The organism is Oscillibacter acetigenes (genome assembly GCF_025567605.1).
GTDB classification, from domain to species: Bacteria; Bacillota; Clostridia; order Oscillospirales; family Oscillospiraceae; genus Oscillibacter; species Oscillibacter welbionis.
On the sequence record NZ_JAOQKG010000009.1, the window covers coordinates 49,356 to 71,684 of the forward strand.

General features: G+C 59.0%; 15 protein-coding genes, 7 tRNA genes and 3 rRNA genes. 12 read left to right on the forward strand and 13 right to left on the reverse strand.

From position 1 onward, the window contains the following. Positions 1 to 206 precede the first annotated feature (206 nt). The 7 genes from OCV80_RS16280 to OCV80_RS16310 form a co-directional block, all read right to left on the reverse strand. Positions 207 to 959 carry a DUF3169 family protein gene (locus OCV80_RS16280; protein ID WP_021750557.1) on the reverse strand — a complete coding sequence of 251 codons (753 nt, stop codon included), beginning with the start codon at positions 957 to 959 and terminating at the stop codon, positions 207 to 209. Then, complete coding sequence (locus tag OCV80_RS16285; protein WP_025544718.1) at positions 949 to 1,167, reverse strand: helix-turn-helix transcriptional regulator; 219 nt, start codon at positions 1,165 to 1,167, stop codon at positions 949 to 951. Before OCV80_RS16285 ends, OCV80_RS16280 begins: the two co-directional genes overlap by 11 nt. Before the next feature lie 175 nt (positions 1,168 to 1,342). After that, positions 1,343 to 2,530, reverse strand: coding sequence for an AI-2E family transporter (locus OCV80_RS16290; RefSeq protein ID WP_021750555.1), 1,188 nt, complete (start codon positions 2,528 to 2,530; stop codon positions 1,343 to 1,345). Between the two features lie 37 nt (positions 2,531 to 2,567). After that, positions 2,568 to 3,062, reverse strand: coding sequence for a gamma carbonic anhydrase family protein (locus tag OCV80_RS16295; RefSeq protein WP_119311775.1), 495 nt, complete (start codon positions 3,060 to 3,062; stop codon positions 2,568 to 2,570). A gap of 24 nt (positions 3,063 to 3,086) precedes the next feature. After that, positions 3,087 to 4,319 carry an aminopeptidase gene (locus tag OCV80_RS16300; RefSeq protein WP_119311956.1) on the reverse strand — a complete coding sequence of 411 codons (1,233 nt, stop codon included), beginning with the start codon at positions 4,317 to 4,319 and terminating at the stop codon, positions 3,087 to 3,089. A gap of 106 nt (positions 4,320 to 4,425) precedes the next feature. Beyond that, positions 4,426 to 5,289, reverse strand: coding sequence for a YihY/virulence factor BrkB family protein (locus OCV80_RS16305; RefSeq protein WP_267288558.1), 864 nt, complete (start codon positions 5,287 to 5,289; stop codon positions 4,426 to 4,428). 94 nt (positions 5,290 to 5,383) lie between these two features. Then, on the reverse strand, positions 5,384 to 5,719 hold the full coding sequence (locus OCV80_RS16310; protein ID WP_021750551.1) for an arsenate reductase family protein: 336 nt from the start codon (positions 5,717 to 5,719) through the stop codon (positions 5,384 to 5,386). A 50-nt stretch (positions 5,720 to 5,769) separates the two neighbouring features. On the opposite strand from OCV80_RS16310, the gene OCV80_RS16315 reads away from it, so the two are divergent. From OCV80_RS16315 to OCV80_RS16335, 5 genes are all read left to right on the forward strand, one after another. Further along, entirely contained in the window at positions 5,770 to 6,486 is a 717-nt protein-coding gene (locus tag OCV80_RS16315) for an NAD-dependent protein deacylase (RefSeq protein ID WP_267288559.1), read from the forward strand. 204 nt (positions 6,487 to 6,690) lie between these two features. Next, positions 6,691 to 8,064, forward strand: coding sequence for a citrate/2-methylcitrate synthase (locus OCV80_RS16320; protein ID WP_119311773.1), 1,374 nt, complete (start codon positions 6,691 to 6,693; stop codon positions 8,062 to 8,064). A gap of 149 nt (positions 8,065 to 8,213) precedes the next feature. Further along, positions 8,214 to 8,300 (forward strand) — tRNA-Leu (locus tag OCV80_RS16325). A 31-nt stretch (positions 8,301 to 8,331) separates the two neighbouring features. Further along, positions 8,332 to 8,419 (forward strand) — tRNA-Leu (locus tag OCV80_RS16330). A gap of 72 nt (positions 8,420 to 8,491) precedes the next feature. Continuing rightward, positions 8,492 to 8,579: transfer RNA gene (locus tag OCV80_RS16335), tRNA-Leu, on the forward strand. A gap of 344 nt (positions 8,580 to 8,923) precedes the next feature. Here the strand turns inward: OCV80_RS16335 and OCV80_RS16340 are convergent. The 6 genes from OCV80_RS16340 to OCV80_RS16365 all read right to left on the reverse strand — a co-directional run bounded on the left by OCV80_RS16340 (position 8,924) and on the right by OCV80_RS16365 (position 16,367). Further along, positions 8,924 to 9,763, reverse strand: coding sequence for a DUF5677 domain-containing protein (locus OCV80_RS16340; RefSeq protein ID WP_267288560.1), 840 nt, complete (start codon positions 9,761 to 9,763; stop codon positions 8,924 to 8,926). A 360-nt stretch (positions 9,764 to 10,123) separates the two neighbouring features. Continuing rightward, positions 10,124 to 11,665, reverse strand: coding sequence for a glutamine-hydrolyzing GMP synthase (gene guaA, locus OCV80_RS16345; RefSeq protein ID WP_119311770.1), 1,542 nt, complete (start codon positions 11,663 to 11,665; stop codon positions 10,124 to 10,126). A 28-nt stretch (positions 11,666 to 11,693) separates the two neighbouring features. Continuing rightward, complete coding sequence (locus OCV80_RS16350; protein ID WP_025544726.1) at positions 11,694 to 12,323, reverse strand: hypothetical protein; 630 nt, start codon at positions 12,321 to 12,323, stop codon at positions 11,694 to 11,696. Positions 12,324 to 12,436: 113 nt separating this feature from the next. Beyond that, positions 12,437 to 13,015 carry a xanthine phosphoribosyltransferase gene (locus tag OCV80_RS16355; RefSeq protein WP_021750465.1) on the reverse strand — a complete coding sequence of 193 codons (579 nt, stop codon included), beginning with the start codon at positions 13,013 to 13,015 and terminating at the stop codon, positions 12,437 to 12,439. Positions 13,016 to 13,213: 198 nt separating this feature from the next. Then, the gene (locus OCV80_RS16360) at positions 13,214 to 14,035 is read right to left on the reverse strand and encodes an Mrp/NBP35 family ATP-binding protein (protein ID WP_119311769.1); all 822 of its coding nucleotides are present in this window, start codon (positions 14,033 to 14,035) and stop codon (positions 13,214 to 13,216) included. A gap of 91 nt (positions 14,036 to 14,126) precedes the next feature. Next, complete coding sequence (locus OCV80_RS16365) at positions 14,127 to 16,367, reverse strand: ATP-binding protein (RefSeq protein ID WP_267288561.1); 2,241 nt, start codon at positions 16,365 to 16,367, stop codon at positions 14,127 to 14,129. A 587-nt stretch (positions 16,368 to 16,954) separates the two neighbouring features. Here OCV80_RS16365 and OCV80_RS16370 point away from each other — a divergent pair. From OCV80_RS16370 to rrf, 7 genes are all read left to right on the forward strand, one after another. Continuing rightward, a 16S ribosomal RNA gene (locus OCV80_RS16370) occupies positions 16,955 to 18,485 on the forward strand. A 105-nt stretch (positions 18,486 to 18,590) separates the two neighbouring features. Next, a tRNA-Ala gene (locus OCV80_RS16375) sits at positions 18,591 to 18,666 on the forward strand. Positions 18,667 to 18,697: 31 nt separating this feature from the next. After that, positions 18,698 to 18,774 (forward strand) — tRNA-Ile (locus OCV80_RS16380). Positions 18,775 to 19,090: 316 nt separating this feature from the next. Continuing rightward, positions 19,091 to 21,929 (forward strand): 23S ribosomal RNA (locus OCV80_RS16385). A 77-nt stretch (positions 21,930 to 22,006) separates the two neighbouring features. Continuing rightward, positions 22,007 to 22,082: transfer RNA gene (locus OCV80_RS16390), tRNA-Lys, on the forward strand. 1 nt (position 22,083) lies between these two features. Further along, a tRNA-Glu gene (locus OCV80_RS16395) sits at positions 22,084 to 22,158 on the forward strand. 86 nt (positions 22,159 to 22,244) lie between these two features. Further along, positions 22,245 to 22,329 (forward strand): 5S ribosomal RNA (gene rrf / locus OCV80_RS16400); the annotation flags it as partial.

Sequence of the window (22,329 nt, forward strand, 5' to 3'; positions counted from 1 at the left end):
TCCGCCAAATCCGGGCATCGGGGAGCGGACCGCCCCGGGATGGACCGCAGATTCCTTCAAACAAAATAAAGAATACCACAAAGCCGGCCCGCTGACAAGCGGGCCGGCTTTGTGAAATGCCCGGCGGCATCAGATTTGCGCCTTCTTTTTCTCCAACAGGCAGAGCACGCAGGCTGCCAAAACGGCGCCCAGCAGCGCGATGTCCATTACGCGTCCCCCGTTCTCTTGCTGAGTCGGATGCACTCAAGGGCATAGACTGTTTGCATCGCGCCCCACACCGCCAGCACCGCCGCGATGGGCAGCAGGCCGAAGTCAAACACAAAGTTCAGGATCAGCAGGGCCACCCACAGGAAGATGCAGACCTTGGTCCCCACCATATAGGCCCGGTAGCAGGCCTGGCCGATCTGGGCCCGCTCCGCCTCGTCGCAGCTGTCCATCCAGGTCTTCTGGAATTTCATGTCGTAAACGCTGCCCCGTTTCTCCGGATTGATCCGGCGCTCCAGGTCCACGATCTTCTGCTGGAGCACCACCAGCACCGCCACAGATGCCAGAAAGAGGATCAGGTCCGGCAGAAAGCGGTCGTAGATGATGGAGGCGGCGAAGAAGAAAAAGTCCAGGATTATCACCAGCCCCGTCAGCAGCAGAGCCCAGCTCAGCTGCTGCTCCGCCGCGTCCATGGCGTCCTCGTCCTCCCCATCCCAGGCGGCAAAGCGCCGTTTGGCGGCGGCATAGAGGTACCAGCCCGCCCCCAGCAGCACCACGGCGCTGCCGACGATGCCCCAGGGCGCACACACCGCCAGCACCCGGTCCAGGGCCTGCCGCACCGTCTCCGCCACGCCAGCGGCCCCAGCCACACCGGTGAAAAAGCCCAGCACGCCGCCCAGCAGCCCGAACAGCAGAATTGTCAGCAGGTATTTGGGCAGCGCCCTGCGGTTGTCCCGCCTCACGTTATCGCTCATGGCATTCATCCTCCTGATAGGTAAAAATGTCCTCCACGGTTACACCGCAGATCCTGGCAAGCTTCAGCGCCAGCGTCACCGAGGGGGAGTAGTCCCCCCGTTCGATCTGGCTGATGGTCTGGCGGGAAACACCCGCCAGGGCGCCCATCTCCTGCTGGTTGACCCCCAGCCGGGCCCGGTGCTCCTTCAGCCGGTTGTACAGCGGCATCCGCTCATCCCCTTTCCCGACAATGATCCAAGTCAAAATGACAATTATTCTTGTCAAATATAGCATAGCACTGACAAGGATTCTTGTCAATAAAAAATTGAATCTGCGCACAAAAACCGGCCGCCCAATTTGGACGGCCGGTTTTTGAACAGATGTAGGGCGGCGGAAAGAACGCTCACTGCCGGGAGGGTGGGGGAGGCGGGTCCCGCCATTTCTCCGGTGGGACTGCCTTGCTCACCAGCCGGTTTTTCACATAGCTGCGGAACAGGGCGTAGATCACGGAGCACAGCGGGATGAAGAACAGCATCCCTGTGATCCCCATGAGCTTGCCGCCCAGAGTGACGGCGGCCAGCACCCAGATGGAGGGCAGCCCCACGGAGGAACCCACCACATGGGGGTAGATCAGGTTTCCCTCGATCTGCTGGAGCACCAGGAACAGCACGATGAACCACAGCGCCTTCCAGGGATCGTCGATGGCGATGAGCAGTGCGCCCACAGCGCAGCCGATAAAAGCCCCCACAATGGGGATCAGGGCGGTCAGGGCGATCAGGACGCCCACCAGCAGGGCGTAGGGCATCCGGAAGATGGTCATGGCCGCGACGAACAGCGTGCCCAGAATGCAGGCCTCCAGGCACTGGCCGGAGAGGAAGCTGGAGAAGGTCCGCCCGGACAGCCGCAGGACGTCCAGCGTCCGGTCGGCCTGCCGCAGGGGCAGCAGGCCGTAAATCACCTGGCGGCCCTGGCGGCCCAGCTTCTCCTTCTGCAGCAGGACATAGAAGGAGAAGATCAGGCTGATGACAAAGGTGCTGACACCGCTGACCACACCGCCGATGAACCCACCGGAGGAGACAATCCCGGCCCCAATTGCCTTGGCGATCTCCAGAGCCTTGGCAGAAAGCTCCTGCCATTGGATCTCCTCCTGCAGCTTCATCAGCTGCTCCTCCAGTAGAGGCCACAGGTCCTGCAGGTTCTCCGCCAGGGCGGTGAGCTGGTGCTCCAGTCGCTGGAAGGCGGCAGGAATCTCCCGAATGATGGACATGACTGCATCTGCGATGCCCGGGCCGATCACCAGGCCAGCCAGGGCCAGCACACCGATCACCGCGACCAGGGTCAGCACCAGGGCCAGGGGGCGGCGGAGCTTTGCGCCCTTCCGGTTTCTGGGGAACAGGTGCCGCTCGATGGCCCGCATGGGCACATTCAGGATAAAGGCCAGGGCGCCGCCCAGCAGAAACGGCGCCAAAATCCCAAGCAGCCAGCCCAGCGCCGCCAGGACTGCATCCAGGCGCTGCAGTGCGCAGTAAAACGCCACACCGCCGCAGACCACCAGCAGAAGTCCTTTGATCTTCTGTTTGTTCCATTCCATGAACGGTAAACTCTCTTTCCGGCCCGGAGGGCCTGTCTCAACGGGCTTCCTGCTCCTTCCGATACTGGGCGGCAGCTTCCAGATACTCCTCCATGGCCGCCCGGTTGCCTTCGATCTCCTCCGGCTTCAGGGGCCGCACCACCTTGGCGGGGCTGCCCAGGATCATGGACCCGTCCGGGGCGTCCATTTTTCCGGTGACCAGGGCCCCGGCACCCACGATACAGTCGCTGCCGATCTTCGCGCCGTTGAGGACAATGGCCCCCATGCCGATCAGGGTGTTGTCCCCCACTGTGCAGCCGTGGACGATGGCCCCGTGGCCGATGGTGCAGCCCCTGCCCACCACCGTCTCCTCGTGGAGGATGGCCTCGTCCTGAATATTGGTGTCCGTTCCCACGGTGATGGGGCCCATGTCCCCCCGCAGGACCGCACCGTACCAGATGCTGACGCCCTTTGCCAGCCGCACGTCTCCGGTGACGGAGGCGCCCTCCGCAATCAGCACGTTCTCGTCAGTCTTTCTCAGCTCGTATGTCATGGTCTCTCCTCTTTCTCTCTGATTTCAGATCTCCGGGGCGAAGTTGCCGTCCACGAACACTGGGATTTCCTTTCCGTCGTGGGTAATACCCAGGATGTTCAGGTCCGGCGTGCCCACCATGAAGTCCACGTGGGTGATGGAGTCGTTGAGGCCCCGGGCCTTCAGCTCGTCCTTGCTCATGGCCTGGCCGTCCTTGAGGCAGGGATAGGCCTCGCCGAAGGCGATGTGGCAGGCCGCATTCTCGTCGAACAGGGTGTTGTAGAACAGGATCTTCTGGTTGGAGATAGGGCTGTCATAGGGCACCAGGGCCACCTCGCCGAAGTAGCTGGCCCCTTCATCCACAGTGACGGCGGCCTTGAGGGCCTCCTCCCCCTGTTCCGCGTGAACCTCCACGATCTTCCCGTCCTTCACCACAAAGTGGAACTTGTCAATGATGGTGCCGTTGTGGGACAGGGGCAGGGCGGAGTAGACCACGCCGTTGACGCCGGTCTTCAGGGGAGAGGTGAAGACCTCCTCCGTGGGGATATTGGCGATATAGGTGCGGCCAGACAGAGTCACGTCGTTACCCGCCTCCCAGATGTGGTCCTCCGGCAGTTCCACAGTCAGGTCCGTGCCCAGGGAGTTGGTGTAGTGGAGGGACTTGAAGTTCAGCTGGTTCAGCTTCTCCACCCGATGGGCCAGGGTCTCGATATGCCGGTGCCACTTGTCTACGCACCTGCCGTCGCCGGTAATGCGCACTGCCTGGAAGATGGCCTCCCACAGTTTGTCCATTGCCTCGCTCTCCGCAAGATCCGGGAACACCTTCTTCGCCCAGCTGGGGATGGGGATGGAGGCGATGCACCAGGGGAAGCCGCCGCACATCTGGAGACGGTCGAAGTCCTTCAAGGCCCTCCCGCTGGCCTGCTGGGCCCGGACGATCCGGCTGTGGTCCACGCCCTTGAGGTTCTCCGGATCGCTGGCGGAGATGGCCAGGTACGCCGCCCCCTCCAGGGCGTAGTCGTTGTAGAAGTGCCGCCGCCACAGGGGCACGGTGTCGAACACCTCGTCAGCCGCATGGAGGTACTTCATCCGGCCCAGTTCATCGTCGCCCCAGTTCATCACCACCTCCCGGCAACCGGCCTGATAGGCCTCCGCCGCACAGAGACGGGCGAAAAAGGCGCACTCCACAGGCGAGGAGATCACCAGCGGCTGCCCCCTCTGGATATTCAGGCCCACCCGCACCAGCAGCTGGGCGTATTCCGTCAGTTTTTCTTTCATGGATTCCATTTGATTCCATCCTTTCCAAGGGTTTCCTCACCCAGAGAATATTGTAGAGCATCTCTCCCGTAAAGTAAAGCGGGGGCCGCCGGGATTCAAAAATCGTTTACGATTCCCCCGCCCGGTCCTTTCGCAGGGAGATCAGCGTGGCGTTCAGCTCCGCCCCCATGATAAGGGTCACGGCGGTCATATACAGCCAGATCAAAAGGGCGATGGCCGTGCCGATGGAGCCGTACAGCAGGGAGTAGTCGGCAAAGTTCTCCACGTATGTGGAGTACAGCCAGTTCAGCGCCAGCCAGGCCCCCAGGGCCGCCATAGTGCCGGGCCAGATGTTCCGCCAGGGCTGGCGGCCGTCCTGAGACAGGGCGTACAGGAAGAACAGGGCGAAATACCCTGCCACCGCCGCCACCGGGAACCGCAGCTTCGCCCACAGCACCGCCCAGAACCGGGGCAGGCCGAAGCCGTCCACGGCGTAGAGTAGCAGCCGGTCTCCCACAGACATCAGCGTCAGGGTCAGGGCGATGGTGGCGATCAGCACCGCCGTGTACAGCAGCGTTTTCACCAGCTGGGGCAGCGCGCCCCGGGGCGGGCCCAGGTGATAGGCGATCCGCACGGAGCGCATCAGCGTGTTGGTGGCCCGCATGGGGAAGTACAGGGAGAAGAACAGGCCGAACAGCAGCAGCTTCACACTGGGGTTCCGGCCCACATAGGTGAGGTACACCCCGATGAAGGACACGATCTCCCGGGGCAGGAACTCCTGCACCGCGGCCAGAATGGCATCCACGTCCAGCTGCAGCAGGCCCAGCAGGGAGCTGACAAAGATCAGCAGGGGAAAGATCATGAACAGCAGGTAAAACGCCAGAGCCGCTCCCTGCATCCCCACATTGTGGCGCAGATACCGCTGCACCAGCAGATAGATGCCCCGCAGAAAGCGGTTTTGGGGCAGCTCCATCCAGGCTCGCCTTTGCACGCAGGCCACCTCCTCTCCGTGTGCATCCATAGTATGCACAGAATACCACCGATCTGTTCCGCAGCGGTGCAGAATTCTGTCGGGCGGCAGAGACTCACTCCCAAGTCTGCCAGATTTCCGGATGGTAGCCCACTGTGGCCTCCCTTCCATTGCGGACGATGGGGGTCACGAACAGCTCCGGGTGCTCCAGCAGCTTCTCCTCCCGGGCGTCCGGGGTGATATAGGCCATGTACAGGTCCTCATAGGCCCGGCATTTCGTGTTCACCAGGGCGTCAAAGCCCACTTTCTGCTTGACGGACTGGTACTCCCGGGGGGATAATCCCTTTGAGGGCAGGTCGATATACTGGTACTTAATGCGGCGCTCCTTGAACCAGCGCTCCGCCTTCTTGGAGTCGAAGGACTTAGAGGAACCGAAGATCTGAATGTTCATGCCTGTGCTCCTGTCTCAATAAAATTGGAAATTGGAATGGAGGGTCCGGTATGACGGACAGTATTAAACGGCTGAAGGAACTGGTGGACAGCTCCGACAACATCGTGTTTTTCGGGGGGGCCGGCGTTTCCACAGAGTCCGGCATCCCGGACTTCCGCAGCACTGGCGGCCTATATCACCAGGAATGGAAATATCCGCCTGAAGTGATTTTAAGCCATACATTTTACGAAAGCAACCCCGAAGAATTTTTCCGCTTCTACCGGGCCAAGCTGCTGGCCCCGGCCGCCAAGCCCAACGCCGCCCATAAAAAGCTGGCGGAGTGGGAGGCGGAGGGCCGGTTGAAAGCCGTCATCACCCAGAACATCGACGGGCTCCACCAGGCCGCCGGCAGCCGGAACGTGCTGGAGCTCCACGGCAGCGTCCACCGGAACCACTGCCAGCGGTGCGGGAAATTTTACGGTCTGGAGCATATCCTCCGCACGGAGGGCGTGCCCCGGTGCAGCTGCGGCGGCATCATCAAGCCGGATGTGGTGCTCTATGAGGAGGGGCTGGATCAGGGGACGCTGGAGGCAGCCGTCCGCGCCCTGGCGGAGGCGGATATGCTGATGATCGGCGGCACCTCCCTGAACGTCTATCCCGCCGCGGGGCTGATTCGATACTATCAGGGGCACAGGCTGGTGCTCCTCAACAAGTCGCCGGTGGCCCGGGATCTGGCCGCGGATCTGGTGATTACTGACCCAATCGGCGAGACCCTGGCCCAGCTGTGAGGCGCTTCGGCGCCGGAGTTCTTCAGGCAGCCCTCCGAGGGCTGCCTGTTGCTTTTTGAATTTGCAAGTTCGAAAAAAGAAAAATTCAAAAGTTTTCTTATTTTTTCAAAAATATTTTTTAAAACGGTTGAAAATGCAATTTTTTAATGATACTATTGCAAATAGTACAACGGCTGCATGCCGCCGAAAGGAGCGCGCACCCCTATGGTCTGGAAAGAGAACCGTGAGAACGCCTATTGTGAGATCACCCCCGCCATTCTCGCGCTGAAGGAACAGTGGGAGAAGAAAAACTACATCGACCCCAAGCTCTATAAGGAGTATAACGTCAAGCGCGGCCTGCGGGACGAGGACGGCCGCGGCGTGCTCACCGGCCTGACCCGGGTGGGCGAGATCCAGTCTTACAGCGTCACGGAGGGGGAGCACATCATCCCCCAGGACGGTATGCTTTACTACCGGGGCATCGATTGCCGGGAGCTGGTGAAGGGCTCCGAGGGGCGCCGCTTCGCCTTTGAAGAGACGGCCTATCTGCTGCTCTTCGGCGAACTGCCCACCGCCGCCCAACTGGAGGCATTCTGCCAGCAGCTGGCCTCCTACCGGACGCTGCCCACCAATTTCTTCCGGGACGTGATTATGAAGGCGCCGCCCCGGGATCTGATGAACACCATGCAGCGGGGCATCCTGACGCTGTTCTGCTATGATGACAAGCCCAACGACATCGGGCTGGAGAATGTGCTGCGCCAGTGCCTGCAGCTGATGAGCAATATGCCCGTGCTGGCCATCTACGCCTATCAGGCCTGGCGGTTCAGTCAGGGGGAGAGCCTGTTTATCCACGTGCCCAAGCCGGAGCTGTCCACCGCGGAGAACTTCCTGCGGATGCTGCGGGAGGACTGCAGCTACACCGATCTGGAGGCCCGGACCCTGGACGTGGCCCTGATCCTCCACGCGGACAACGGCGGCGGCAACAACTCCACCTTCACCAACCATGTGGTCACCTCCTCCGGAACAGATACCTATTCTGCCATCGCCGCGTCCATGGCCTCGTTGAAGGGTCCCCGCCACGGCGGCGCCAACAGCAAGGTGATGGCCATGATGGACGACGTGAAGGAGCACGTGCGGGACTGGAATGACGAGGGCTGCGTGGCGGACTATCTCACCAGGATCCTGAACAAGGATGCCTTCGACCGCAGCGGCCTGATCTACGGCCTGGGCCACGCGGTCTATACCAAGACCGACCCCCGGTGCGAGGTGTTCCGGGCCTACGTGAATCACCTGGCGGCGGAAAAGGGCCGGGAGGACGAGCTGGCCCTGTACGCCAATGTGGAGAAGATCGGCAAGCAGCTGCTGATGGAGCGGCAGCACAAGTCTGTGCTCTCCACCAACATCGACTTTTACAGCGGATTTGTCTATGAGATGCTGGGCCTGCCCAAGGAGCTGTATACGCCCCTGTTCGCCGTGGCCCGTATCGCCGGCTGGAGTGCCCACCGGATGGAGGAGCTCTCCGTGGGAGGCAAGCTGATCCGCCCCCGGTATGAGTGTGTGGAGGAGCACCGTCCCTATACGTCCATGGACCGGCGCTGAACAGGTCAGGCGGCCGGGACCGTCTTCGGCGGTCCCGGCCGAATTCCTGGTCCATGGAAATTTTTTCGACTGATCGGGGAAAAACAGTTGACATTTGGATCTCGACTGGCTATAATAATCAAGCAGTCTTTTTTAGGGGACGAACATTTGCGGCTGTGCTGGAACTGGTAGACAGGCCAGCTTGAGGTGCTGGTGTCCGAATCGACGTGTGGGTTCAAATCCCGTCAGCCGCACCATACGGTGTCTCTGAAAAGATAACCGCTCTATGCGCGAGTGGTGGAATTGGCAGACTCGCTAGATTCAGGTTCTAGTGTCCATTACGGACGTGCGGGTTCAAGTCCCGCCTCGCGCACCACGTTCCACCGGAGGGCTCCCTTCCGGTGGAACACCCCAACGGGGAGATACAGGGAGCAAAGTTCATATCGACGCGCGAGTGGTGGAATTGGCAGACTCGCTAGATTCAGGTTCTAGTGTCCATTACGGACGTGCGGGTTCAAGTCCCGCCTCGCGCACCAAAGAGAAAGGGCTTCCTATCCGGAAGTCCTTTCTCTTTGGGCTCCGGCAGCCGAAGGCGGCCTCCGCCCTTCGGTGATTCAAATGCTCGGCGGAAGTGAATTCCGCCTGCGCCGAGGTTTTGCCTGCGGCAAAGCGCCCGTGCGGCGCAAATGCGCCGCCGGCCAGAAGGCCGGTGGGGTGGGTCTCCTATACCTTTTCGAGATTTTAAAATATCGATTTTGACCGTCCCTTCTCAAAAGAGAGACATCTGCGGAAAGTAGATGTCTCTCTTTTTGAATTTTGGATGCTTTTGGCAGGGCACCATCAGCGCCGCGGCAACCTGTACAGCCGCCTCGTAAGCCCGTCATGCGTTTTTGTCCCAGCTGGTGGTTCCCCAAAGAGCAGCCAGGTCCCGTTCGAGCTTCTGCATCTCCGCCTCCAGCTCCTCAGAGACAGGGTACAGGCGGATCGCCCTGAAGATATAAGACATCATCACAGTGAGCAGATGATAGGTGGAGTCGTAAAATGTAAAGGGATGTATTTTGGAGCGGATATCCTGCCCGTGGACAAACGCGCAGGCCCATTGATACGTCTGATAGAGCTCCGTTTCCTGCATGTATTCACAAACATGGGAGAAGTAGATCCGGCCTTTGCCCGGGATCACGGAAACCAGCCACTCGTTTTCGTTGCCCTTTTTGAACCGCCGGATTGTTTCCTCCGGCTCTCGGTTCCATGCGCTGCAAAGTGCATACACAGTTTTGAGTTTTGCCTGCCGCAGCGCCCCATCCTGGCCGGGGAGGCTGCGGATCATCCCGCAGAGAAACCAGTCTTCCAAAAGGCGGGCGCTCTTTTCCTGCTTCAGCACCTTCCCGTAGACACAGCACTCCATCAGAGTCCGCGTCATCGCCGCTGCGGAAAACAGATTCCCGCCCACAAACATGTTGAAGAGCTCGTTGATCAGCTCGCGCATGTGAAGACGCCACTGGAGCAGATAGTTTTGCAGGTCATAGGGCTCTGGGGGCAGCAGCGCATACTCTGCGTCCAGCTCCTGGTAGCGCTTCAAAAAATCCGAGACCTGTTTGAGATAGGCGTATACAGTCGCCTCGGACTGATATTCGGTGTGGCTGAAATTCTCCACATACGGGGCGTCTAGGCTGTGGTCCTTCTCATTTCTGGCGTGGGAAATTTCCAGCCGTTCGGGCACATCATTCCGCTGTGGGTTCTTGTTCCTGTCAGAAATCAGTGGGAAATGAACTTCCGTAAGAAACGGAAGCAGAAATCTCAATCCGAATCCCTTTTGGAGCTCCGCATATCCGCGTCAAACCTGCCCTGCGCATTGCGGTGTCCGTCAATGTCAAGGTACAGGGTTCTCGGCTTTCCCGGCTCCTTCTTTTCCGCGGCGTATACCAAGGACACAAGATCCTTTGCCGCCTTCTCAAAATTTTCCCGCCGCATAACACGGTGGTATAGCGCAACGCCTGCCTGATCCATGTGATCCCTCCTGTTCCGATTTTAAGAATCACAAGCTCCAGGGCCCAAGCGCAGGCCCTGGAGCTTGTGACCGTCATTCCCACTCGATCGTAGCGGGCGGCTTGGACGTGATATCGTACACAATCCGGTTGATATGGGGCACTTCGTTGACAATCCGCACGCTGATCCGGTCCAGCACCTCGTAGGGAATACGGGTCCAGTCGGCGGTCATGAAGTCTGTGGTGGTGACAGAGCGGAGAGCCAGAGTGTAGTCATAGGTCCGGCCGTCACCCATAACGCCCACGGAACGCATGTTGGTGAGCACCGCGAAATACTGGTTCATGGTGCCCTCCAGATGGGCCTTAGCGATCTCGTCCCGGAAAATGAAGTCTGCCAGGCGCAGAGTGTCCAGTTTGTCCTTCGTCACCTCGCCGATGACCCGGATGGCAAGGCCCGGGCCCGGGAAAGGCTGGCGCATGACCAGATACTCCGGCAGGCCCAGCTCCCGACCAAGCTGACGGACCTCGTCCTTGAAGAGCATCCGCAGGGGTTCGATGATCTCCTTGAAGTCCACATAGTCCGGCAGGCCGCCCACGTTGTGGTGGCTCTTGATGACGGCGGCGTCGCCGGTGCCGGACTCGATCACATCGGGATAGATGGTGCCCTGGACCAGGTAATCCACCTGGCCGATCTTTTTGGCCTCCGCCTCAAAGACACGGATGAATTCCTCCCCGATGATCTTCCGCTTGCGCTCCGGCTCGCTGACGCCGGAGAGTTTGGAGAGGAACAGCTCCTCCGCGTTGGCCCGGACGAAGTTGATGTCCCACTTTTTGAAGGCCTCCTCCACCTCGTCGCCCTCGTTCAGGCGCATGAGGCCGTGGTCCACAAACACGCAGGTCAGCTGGCTGCCTACGGCCTCGGCTACCAGGGCTGCCGCCACGGAGGAGTCCACGCCGCCGGACAGGGCCAGCAGCACCTTGCCGTCCCCCACCTTCTCCCGGATCTGGCGGATGGCAGTCTCCTTGTAGTCGCCCATGGTCCAGTCGCCCGCTGCGCCGCAGACCTCATACAGGAAGTTGCGGATCATGTCGGTGCCATGCTCCGTATGATTGACCTCCGGGTGGTACTGGACGCCGTAGAAGCCGCGGCTCTCATCGCAGATGGCCACATTGGGGCAGGCGTCGGAGTGGGCCACCAGAGCGAAGCCCTCCGGCACCTTCTCCATGTAGTCCCCGTGACTCATCCAGGTGATGCCCTGGGCGGGAAGGCCCTTGAAGAGCTTGCAGGCCGAATCGAAATACGTCTCGGTCTTGCCGTACTCCCGGGCGGAGTCGTCCTGGGCCTCGGTAACCCGGCCGCCCAGGTTATGGGCCATCAGCTGACAGCCGTAGCAGATGCCCAGGATGGGCACGCCCCAGGTGAAAATGGCCGGGTCCACCTGGGGGGATTTGGGATCATACACGCTGTTGGGGCCACCGGTAAAGATGATGCCGATGGGATTCATGGCGCGGATGTCCGCCAGCGGGGTGGTGTAGGGCTTTACCTCGCAGTAGACGCCGCACTCCCGGACCCGGCGGGCAATGAGCTGATTGTACTGTCCGCCGAAGTCCAGCACGATGACAGTCTGGTGAGACAAGGGAATTCCTCCTTTGTGTAAATTCGGTTTATGAGATCTCTGCGCCGCCCCACTCCACCAGGGTGAAGCCGGTACGCACCGGGGCGGCCAGCGTCTGGGGCGGAAGCTCCACGGAGCGGTCCAGCGGCTTCCAGGCCATGAAGACCCGCAGCACCGTGTCCGGCGCCGGGTCTGCCGTGAGCCGGGCATGGTCCGTGTAGGAACTTGTCTGGAAGGCGATCAGATTATAGGCGTTCCCCTCCATGTGGGGCAGCCAGTAGACAATAAACTCGTTGGCCTCCCGGCGGTTCAGACCCAGAGTGGCCAGGGTGTCCTCCAAAAAGGCGGCGGTGTCCCTGCCTGGTACGCAGAAGCCCTGGGAGAAGTCATATTCCGTCCGGCTGACGCCCTCCCAGTAGAGGTAATTGTAGGTCTGACCGACCGCGTCCGTCAGCGTCCCGTCGGGGCTGGCGGTGACCATCCAGGAATTTCCATTCATGACGGGATAAACACAGGTCAGTTCCCCGTCATAGTCCAGGGTAACGGTGACATCGGTCTCCGCCTCCGGATAGAGGTAGATGACCGGCTTTGCGTCGGCTCCGCCTCCCGGCGGCGTACAGCTGGGGAGCAGCGCTAGGGCCAGGGTCAGCAGTACCAGAAACAGTGGGGGCCGTTTCATGGAAAAGTCCTCCTTTTTCTGATGCGCCGGAAGATAGGGAACGATCGTTCCGCTATCCTATCAGACGGAAAAAAGAGACGAATCTTACAGAGTGCCGCGGAAAATGCAGAGGATCAGTCCTCGCCCCGGAAGACGATGTTGCCGGGCTCGGCGGACTCGATGATGGCCAGGGACTTCAGGTTCACACCCGCGGCCCGCAGCCGGTCGCCGCCGCCCTGGAATCCCTTTTCTACCGCGCAGCCGATGCCCACCAGCGTGGCACCGGCGGCGTTGACGATGTCGCACAGGCCCCGCATGGCTTCGCCGTTGGCCATGAAGTCGTCGATAATCAGGACCTTGTCGTCGGCGGAGAGCCACTCCTTGGAAACCAGCAGCGTCACCTTTTTCTTATAGGTGTAGGAGAAGATGTCGCTCTGGTACAGGCCGCCCTCGATGTTGTCGCTCTTGGCCTTCTTGGCGAAGATCATGGGCTTGTGGAAGTGGTGGGCCACGATGGCGGACAGGGCGATGCCGCTGGCCTCGGCGGTGAGGATCATGGTGACCTCGTCCATATTGAAGTGTTTGCCGAACTCCTCTGCGATATGGTCCATCAGCTCCGTGTCGATGCGGTGGTTCAGAAAACCATCCACCTTGATGATGTTGCCGGGCAGCACCTTGCCCTCTTTCACGATGCGGTCTTTCAGTTCCTGCATGGGTGATTCCCCCTCGATCTGTCTGTATTTTGCATGGTTTTATGCCAAATTTGATCTTTTTCTATTATCTCGAATCCTGCCGGATTTTGCAACTGTTTTTGCCCACAAAAAGAAGGTGCTTCCTCCGGTGGATTTGCATAGGACGGACAAAACGCGGCAAACGCCGCGCCGTGGAAGGACACGGCGCGGCGTTGGGCATTATTTCCCCTCCAGCTTGTCGGCGGCAGCCTCCAGCCAGCTGCCCTGGAAGGACTCGATGTCTCCGGCGTCGGTAAGGGCGGCCAGGGCCGGGTCGATGGGCATCTCCGCCAGCACGGGCAGATGGTGGCGCTCCGCAGCTTCGGCAGTTTTGCCCTGGCCGAAGAGATGGATCTGCTTCCCGCAGTCCGGGCAGGTGACATAGCTCATGTTCTCCACCAGGCCCACGATGGGGACCTCCATCATCTCTGCCATCTTCACGGCTTTCTCCACCACCATGCTCACCAGCTCCTGGGGAGAGGCCACGATCACGATGCCGTCCAGGGGAATGGACTGGAACACACTGAGGGACACATCGCCGGTTCCCGGCGGCATATCCACGAACAGGTAGTCGCAGTTCCACAGCACGTCGGTCCAGAACTGCTGGACCACGCCGGAGATGACCGGGCCCCGCCAGATGACCGGGTCCGTCTCGTTGGGCAGCAGCAGGTTGGTGCTCATCACCTGAATGCCGGTTTTGGACACCATGGGATACAGGCCCGCCTCGCTGCCTGTGGCCTGGCCGTGGATGCCGAAGGCCTTGGGGATGGAGGGACCGGTGACGTCGGCATCCAGAATGCCGACCTGATGGCCCCGGCGGCGCATGGTGACCGCCAGCTGGCTGGTGACCATGGACTTTCCGACGCCGCCCTTGCCGGACACGATGCCGAACACCTTACCGATGTGGGCTTCGGGATGGTGCTCCTTCAGCAGGGACTGGGGTTCCTGCCGCTCGCTGCAGCTCTCGCCGCAGGTGGAGCAGTCGTGGGTGCATTCGCTCATAGTATGGATATCTCCTTTTTTCGCTTTCGCGTAATTGATAAACACAGGCTCCCGGCCCCGCCGCTGCGGGGAACGGGGAGCATTCCATATCTTATACCTCTACCGCCGCATCCGTCAACCGCTGGACGAAAACTTCCCTGTCTCCGGCAAAAAATTCCCCCTCCCGGCTGTGGCAGGTGAAGAGCAGGATCTGCCGGTTCCCGGCGGCCTCTTTCAAAAACTGCAGGGCCGCAGCGCAGCGGCTGTCGTCAAAATTGGCCAGGGCGTCGTCCAGCACGATGGGCACCTGCTTCTCCGGCGGCAGCACCAGCTCACAGATGGCCAGGCGCACCGCCAGATACAGCTGGTCCAGCGCGCCGGCGGAGAGCAGGGCGGCATCCCGGAACACCGGGTCTCCCACAGGCTCTGCCGAGAGGCGGAAGCTCCGGTCCAGCACCACACCGGCATAGCGGTTGTCGGTCAGTCGGGAAAAGATCTCCGCTGCCCGGCGGCCCAGAGCGGGAGAGAAGCGGTTCTGCAGGGCGGTGTTGGCCCCCTCCAGTGCCTCCATAGCCAGCCGGAGAGCGCTGTACTCCGTTTCCAGCCGCTCCTTTCGGGCAGCCAGGTCCTCGGCAGAAGCCCGCAGCACCGCGGGATCGCCCGCGGCGTGGAGCTGGCCGTCCAGACGGTCCGCGGAGGAGCGGGCCTCCGCCAGTGCGGCGCGGACCCGGCCCAGCTCCGTGGAGATGGCCTCCCGGCTCCGGACGGGAGCGGGGACATCCGCCTCCGGCGTGCCGGGAGCGGGCGCCTGCTGGACCTGAAGCTCATAGCGCATCCGTGCCTCCCGGGCGGCGGTCTCCGCCTCCGCCAGCTCCTTCCGCCGGACGGCACAGGCCCGGAGCAGCTGGTCCGCCGTGGGGATGTCGAAGGCGTCGGGAGCGAAGCGCCGGACCTCCAGCAGGATGCCCTGTTCGTTGGAGGAGAGACTACTATATAAGGTGTCCGCTGCGGCGGACTTGGCGTTGACACTGGCCTGGGCGGCGTCCCGGGCCTCGCACAGCTTGGCGTAATCCTCAGCCAGCTGGCGGATGGCATCCAGGTCCGCGGTGCCGAAGCGCTTCAACCGGAGTTCTGCCCAGCCGGCCTGAAACGCCCGCTTTTTCAAAAAGAGAGCGAGGGCGCACACGCAGGAGAATCCGGCTAGCATGGTGAGAAGCGCAAGCAGCTTGCTGTGGCTGCCTGTGAGAAAAAGTACCGCATAGGTCACGACGAAACACAGTGGGACACCAATTAAAAAAGTCAGCACGCCGGGGACCGGATTCCATTTGACAGGCTCGTTCTCAGTTCCTGCGGCCTCTCGCCGGGCGCTCTCCGGACTCTGCCCGGCAAAGGGACTCTCATTCACAGCGGCCTCCGCCCGCAGCAATGCCTTCATGGCCTCGTCCCGCTCCGACCGGGCCTTGTCCACGGCTCTCCGGGTGGTCTCCAGATTGACGATGGCGCCGCGGAGCCGGGCGATGGTCTCGTTCTCCGGGATTTGGTCCTGCTGAAGCCGCTCCTGCACCTGCGCGGCGCGGACCTCTGCCTGTTCCGCCGCCGATGCGGCACCGGAGAGGGCCTGGCGGCGCTGGGCGGCCTCCCAGCGGTTGCAGTCCGTCAGTTCCGCCTGTAGGATCTCCGCCCGACGGGACAGAGCTTCGACCTCGGAGCGGGCCTGCACCAGCTGCCGGGCCAGAGAGTTGCTCTCCGACAGCTGACGGTCCAGTTCGGCCAGCTCCGTCTCCAGAGCGGGGAGCTGCCCGGTCCTGTTATGGCGGCGACGATTCAGCTGCTTTTTCAGGGCATCCGCAGCCTCTGTATAGGAGGTGCCCTCCTCTCCGGAGGAGATCAAGGCCGCGATGCGCCGTTCCAGCTCGGCGTCCTGGCTGATGGGCAGGTTATTCTGCCGGATAAAGGCGCTGCGCTCAAAGACCTCCCGGCTGATGCCCAGCAGGGTCTCGCCGCAGGCGGCACCGGTCAGGCCCGGCACAGGCTCGTTGGTACCGGCGTATACGGCACTGAATTCCCCCATGGGGCTGGTCTGCCGCCGGGTGGCGCGGGTCAGAGTCAACTCCCCCAGTTCCGTGCCGCAGTCCATCCGGCCGGACATGGCCGCGCCTGACCAGGGAGCAAAGCGGTTTTTATCCGCGATAAAACCAGCGCGGTCCCGCTCCCGGCTGTTGACACCATATAAAATAGAGAGCAGAAAGGCGCACCAGGTGGACTTTCCAGTCTCGTTGGGGGCTTCGATGATATTCAGACCGTCCCCCAGCTCCAAAGACCGGCCCTGGAGTTTGCCGAAGGTGGCGGTCATGCGATGAATCCGCAGATCAATCCCTCCTACTATGTATACATTTTATTTCCATGGACATTATACCACTGTCGCCTCCGTTTGCACAGCTTATTTTCCCAACCTGCGCAAGGGGAAAGGGGACGAAAGCCGGAGAAATCGCCACAGCAATCAGAAAAATAAAAAAACCTCGAAAAAGGTATTGACAAAAGGGGAAGGATTTGGTATTCTAACAAAGCTGTCGGCGCGGTGATGAGCCAGGCCGGGAAGAAATGAAAAAAGTTCTTGACAGCAAGGCTGAGATGTGGTAACCTAAACAGGTTGCTGCTGATACAAGATGGATCGGATGTCAAAAAACTTCTGAAAAAAGTTCTTGACAAACGAAATGAAATCGAGTATAATAGCAATGTTCCGCCGGGAACGGCGTGCACCTTGTAAATTAAACAACGTAACGAAAAGGAAGCACCAGAAGGCGAGCTCATTTAGGTGAGTTTGCCAAAGGACAAAGTCATCTCACTGGGTTGAGTCAATTACCGGTGAGATGGAGAAATGAAGCTATGACAAATAGCTCTATGAAGGTTTGAACGGACTACGGTTCGTTTAGATACCATTTTATAGAGAGTTTGATCCTGGCTCAGGACGAACGCTGGCGGCGTGCTTAACACATGCAAGTCGAACGGAGCACCCTTGACTGAGGTTTCGGCCAAATGATAGGAATGCTTAGTGGCGGACTGGTGAGTAACGCGTGAGGAACCTGCCTTCCAGAGGGGGACAACAGTTGGAAACGACTGCTAATACCGCATGACGCATGACCGGGGCATCCCGGGCATGTCAAAGATTTTATCGCTGGAAGATGGCCTCGCGTCTGATTAGCTAGATGGTGGGGTAACGGCCCACCATGGCGACGATCAGTAGCCGGACTGAGAGGTTGACCGGCCACATTGGGACTGAGATACGGCCCAGACTCCTACGGGAGGCAGCAGTGGGGAATATTGGGCAATGGACGCAAGTCTGACCCAGCAACGCCGCGTGAAGGAAGAAGGCTTTCGGGTTGTAAACTTCTTTTGTCAGGGAAGAGTAGAAGACGGTACCTGACGAATAAGCCACGGCTAACTACGTGCCAGCAGCCGCGGTAATACGTAGGTGGCAAGCGTTGTCCGGATTTACTGGGTGTAAAGGGCGTGCAGCCGGGCCGGCAAGTCAGATGTGAAATCTGGAGGCTTAACCTCCAAACTGCATTTGAAACTGTAGGTCTTGAGTACCGGAGAGGTTATCGGAATTCCTTGTGTAGCGGTGAAATGCGTAGATATAAGGAAGAACACCAGTGGCGAAGGCGGATAACTGGACGGCAACTGACGGTGAGGCGCGAAAGCGTGGGGAGCAAACAGGATTAGATACCCTGGTAGTCCACGCTGTAAACGATGGATACTAGGTGTGCGGGGACTGACCCCCTGCGTGCCGCAGTTAACACAATAAGTATCCCACCTGGGGAGTACGATCGCAAGGTTGAAACTCAAAGGAATTGACGGGGGCCCGCACAAGCGGTGGATTATGTGGTTTAATTCGAAGCAACGCGAAGAACCTTACCAGGGCTTGACATCCTACTAACGAAGTAGAGATACATTAGGTGCCCTTCGGGGAAAGTAGAGACAGGTGGTGCATGGTTGTCGTCAGCTCGTGTCGTGAGATGTTGGGTTAAGTCCCGCAACGAGCGCAACCCCTATTGTTAGTTGCTACGCAAGAGCACTCTAGCGAGACTGCCGTTGACAAAACGGAGGAAGGTGGGGACGACGTCAAATCATCATGCCCCTTATGTCCTGGGCTACACACGTAATACAATGGCGGTCAACAGAGGGAGGCAAAGCCGCGAGGCAGAGCAAACCCCCAAAAGCCGTCCCAGTTCGGATCGCAGGCTGCAACCCGCCTGCGTGAAGTCGGAATCGCTAGTAATCGCGGATCAGCATGCCGCGGTGAATACGTTCCCGGGCCTTGTACACACCGCCCGTCACACCATGAGAGTCGGGAACACCCGAAGTCCGTAGCCTAACCGCAAGGAGGGCGCGGCCGAAGGTGGGTTCGATAATTGGGGTGAAGTCGTAACAAGGTAGCCGTATCGGAAGGTGCGGCTGGATCACCTCCTTTCTAAGGAGACCTGGGCAGAGCAAGCTCTGCCTGGAATTCCTGGTCAGCTGGAGCGGAAAAAGAGTTACGTTGTTTAATTTAGAGGGCGTACGCCGGGAGATAGAAGGGGATATAGCTCAGCTGGGAGAGCGCCTGCCTTGCAAGCAGGAGGTCGCCGGTTCGAACCCGACTATCTCCACCAAGAGAATAAAGCGTCACCTCGTCCAAGACGAGGGCCCGTAGCTCAGCTGGCTAGAGCGTACGACTGATAATCGTAAGGTCGGTGGTTCGAGCCCACTCGGGCCCACCAGGCGATTTGCCTTTGGATTTGAAGACCTGATCGAAAGATCGGATCTTCAAATCTGACTGCAAAAGCGGTTGGAAGCTGTGCCGGAGACAAGCGGAAGCTTGCGGACGGCGATCTGCACCTTGAAAACTGAACAATGTGACAAAAGCAAGTAAGGCAACAGAGAGGTTTCTCTGTGGAAACACAGAGGAAACAAATTGATTGTGGAACAGCATCCGAAAGGATGCAGGGTGACATACAATTTCGATCTTTGTAAAGCCTGCATAATTCTCAAAGAGAACCAAGAATTCTCTGACAAGTCGCTGTGAGAACGGCGATAGGTCAAGCTGGAAAGAGCGCAAGGGGAATGCCTTGGCATCAGGAGCCGAAGAAGGACGTGACAAGCTGCGAAAAGCCTCGGGGAGGAGCAAATATCCATTGATCCGGGGATATCCGAATGGGGCAACCCGGCTGGACAATATCCAGTCATCCTGCGTTGAACAAAATAGGCGTAGGAAGGGAACCGCCTGAACTGAAACATCTAAGTAGGGCGAGGAAGAGACATCAACCGAGATTCCGCAAGTAGTGGCGAGCGAACGCGGAAGAGGCCAAACCGAGGGATTTATTCCTCGGGGTTGCGGACAGTCATTTAGCGGAAGTTATCTAGGAGAAGGGTCTGGGAAGGCCCGCCACAGAGGGTGAGAGCCCCGTATCCGAAAGAGAAGGCCGTGCGACTGAATCCAGAGTACCGCGGGACACGTGAAACCCCGTGGGAAACAGGGGGGACCACCCTCCAAGCCTAAATACTACCTGATGACCGATAGAGGAGCAGTACCGTGAGGGAAAGGTGAAAAGGACCCCGGGAGGGGAGTGAAAGAGAACCTGAAACCTTGTGCTTACAAGCTGTCAAAGCACGTTAACGTGTGATGGCGTACTTTTTGTAGAACGGTCCGGCGAGTTATAGTAACGAGCGAGCTTAAGGCATTCAGTGCCGGAGGCGAAGCGAGAGCGAGTCTGAATAGGGCGTAAAGTTCGTTGCCATAGACCCGAAACCGGGTGACCTACCCATGAGCAGGTTGAAGTGGGGGTGAAACCCCATGGAGGACCGAACCGACCCCCGTTGCAATGGTGGCGGATGACTTGTGGGTAGCGGTGAAATTCCAATCGAACTCGGAGATAGCTGGTTCTCCCCGAAATAGCTTTAGGGCTAGCGTTATGTTAGATTACCGGAGGTAAAGCACTGAATGGTAGCGGGGCCGATAAGGTTACCAACGCCTATCAAACTAAGAATGCCGACTAATTGATGCATAGCAGTCAGACAGTGTGAGATAAGTTTCATTGTCAAAAGGGAAACAGCCCAGACCTACAGCTAAGGTCCCGAATAGATGCTAAGTGGAAAACGATGTGGAGTTGCGAAAACAACCAGGATGTTGGCTTAGAAGCAGCCACTCATTAAAAGAGTGCGTAATAGCTCACTGGTCGAGTGACTCTGCGCGGAAAATGTAACGGGGCTAAGCATCTAACCGAAGCTTAGGATTGTCGTAAGACAGTGGTAGGGGAGCGTTCCATGTGGGGTGAAGTCGTAGCGGAAGCAGCGGTGGACTGCATGGAAGTGAGAATGCCGGAATGAGTAGCGAGAATTATGTGGGAATCATAATGGCCGAAAATCTAAGGTTTCTTGGGGAAGGTTCGTCCGCCCAAGGTAAGCCGGGAGCTAAGGCGAGGCCGAAAGGCGTAGTCGATGCACATACGGTAGAAATTCCGTAGCCACCGAACTTTAAGTCAGAGGGACACTTTTGGATAGCGGAACCCGGGCGTTGGTTGACCCGGGCGAAAGGGAGCGAAAATATAGTAGCGAAGTCCGCGATGCTGAGAGGCGAGAAAAGCTCTGATGGATACTAAGGTGCCCGTACCGCAAACCGACACAGGTAGATGAGGAGAGAATCCTAAGGCCAACGGGAGAAGGGTTGTTAAGGAACTCGGCAAGTTGACCCCGTAACTTCGGAATAAGGGGAGCCTCGCAAGAGGCCGCAGTGAAAAGGCCCAAGCAACTGTTTACCAAAAACACAGGTCTATGCTAAATCGAAAGATGACGTATATGGGCTGACGCCTGCCCGGTGCCGGAAGGTTAAGAGGAGATGTCAGCGCAAGCGAAGCATTGAATTGAAGCCCCGGTAAACGGCGGCCGTAACTATAACGGTCCTAAGGTAGCGAAATTCCTTGTCAGGTAAGTTCTGACCCGCACGAAAGGCGTAATGATTTGGGCACTGTCTCAACAGCCCGCCCGGCGAAATTGTAGTACTGGTGAAGATACCAGTTACCCGCAACTAGACGGAAAGACCCCATGGAGCTTTACTGCAGCTTAATACTGGAATTCGGTAACCCATGTACAGGATAGGTGGGAGGCTTGGAAGCAGGGGCGTCAGCTCTTGTGGAGCCGCCGGTGGGATACCACTCTTGGATTGCTGAATTTCTAACCTGCGGCCGTGAATCCGGTCGGGGGACACTGTTAGGCGGGCAGTTTGACTGGGGCGGTCGCCTCCTAAAGAGTAACGGAGGCGCTCAAAGGTTGGCTCAGCACGGACGGAAATCGTGCAGTGAGTGTAAACGTAGAAGCCAGCCTAACTGCGAGACCGACGGGTCGAGCAGTAACGAAAGTTGGAGTTAGTGATCCGGTGGTATGTGAGTGGAAATGCCATCGCTCAACGGATAAAAGCTACCCTGGGGATAACAGGCTGATCTCCCCCAAGCGTCCACAGCGACGGGGAGGTTTGGCACCTCGATGTCGGCTCGTCACATCCTGGGGCTGAATTCGGTCCCAAGGGTTCGGCTGTTCGCCGATTAAAGTGGCACGCGAGCTGGGTTCAGAACGTCGTGAGACAGTTCGGTCCCTATCTGTTGCGGGCGGAAGAGATTTGAAGGGAGCTGTCCTTAGTACGAGAGGACCGGGATGGACGTACCTCTGGTGCACCAGTTGTCCTGCCAAGGGCATAGCTGGGTAGCTAAGTACGGACGAGATAAACGCTGAAAGCATCTAAGCGTGAAACTCCCCCTAAGATGAGATCTCTCACCTCGAAAGAGGGTAAGGGCCCAGGAAGACTACCTGGTAGATAGGCCGGAGGTGGAAGTGCAGTAATGTATGGAGCTGACCGGTACTAATAGCCCGAGGGCTTGACCTACGAGAAAGCAGGCGAGCCTGAAAGCAGCGTCACATTGTTCGGTTTTGAGGGTGCAGGGAAGCATGCTCAAGGGATTTGCACCTTTAGCTCAGTTGGTAGAGCAACTGACTCTTAATCAGTGGGTCCCCGGTTCGAGTCCGTGAAGGTGCACCATGGCCCGTTGGTCAAGTGGTTAAGACAGCGGCCTCTCACGCCGTTAACATCGGTTCGAATCCGGTACGGGTCACCAGACTTTTCAAGGGCGAAAGTTCTTGACAAGGGAAGCGAAATACAATATAATACAGTTTGTTCTCCGGCAAGACCGGATGACATAGAGTTGGTGCTGATTAGGGCGAGGGTCCACCCGTTCCCATTCCGAACACGGCAGTTAAGCTCGTTCCTGCTGACAATACTTGGCTGG

Coding starts and splice junctions, on each gene's coding strand:
- OCV80_RS16280 (WP_021750557.1), bottom strand. CDS start 959: ATGAGCGATAACGTGAGGCGGGACAACCGCAGGGCGCTGCCCAAATAC.
- OCV80_RS16285 (WP_025544718.1), bottom strand. CDS start 1,167: ATGCCGCTGTACAACCGGCTGAAGGAGCACCGGGCCCGGCTGGGGGTC.
- OCV80_RS16290 (WP_021750555.1), bottom strand. CDS start 2,530: ATGGAATGGAACAAACAGAAGATCAAAGGACTTCTGCTGGTGGTCTGC.
- OCV80_RS16295 (WP_119311775.1), bottom strand. CDS start 3,062: ATGACATACGAGCTGAGAAAGACTGACGAGAACGTGCTGATTGCGGAG.
- OCV80_RS16300 (WP_119311956.1), bottom strand. CDS start 4,319: ATGAAAGAAAAACTGACGGAATACGCCCAGCTGCTGGTGCGGGTGGGC.
- OCV80_RS16310 (WP_021750551.1), bottom strand. CDS start 5,719: ATGAACATTCAGATCTTCGGTTCCTCTAAGTCCTTCGACTCCAAGAAG.
- OCV80_RS16315 (WP_267288559.1), top strand. CDS start 5,770: ATGACGGACAGTATTAAACGGCTGAAGGAACTGGTGGACAGCTCCGAC.
- OCV80_RS16320 (WP_119311773.1), top strand. CDS start 6,691: ATGGTCTGGAAAGAGAACCGTGAGAACGCCTATTGTGAGATCACCCCC.
- OCV80_RS16350 (WP_025544726.1), bottom strand. CDS start 12,323: ATGAAACGGCCCCCACTGTTTCTGGTACTGCTGACCCTGGCCCTAGCG.
- OCV80_RS16355 (WP_021750465.1), bottom strand. CDS start 13,015: ATGCAGGAACTGAAAGACCGCATCGTGAAAGAGGGCAAGGTGCTGCCC.
- OCV80_RS16360 (WP_119311769.1), bottom strand. CDS start 14,035: ATGAGCGAATGCACCCACGACTGCTCCACCTGCGGCGAGAGCTGCAGC.
- OCV80_RS16365 (WP_267288561.1), bottom strand. CDS start 16,367: ATGACCGCCACCTTCGGCAAACTCCAGGGCCGGTCTTTGGAGCTGGGG.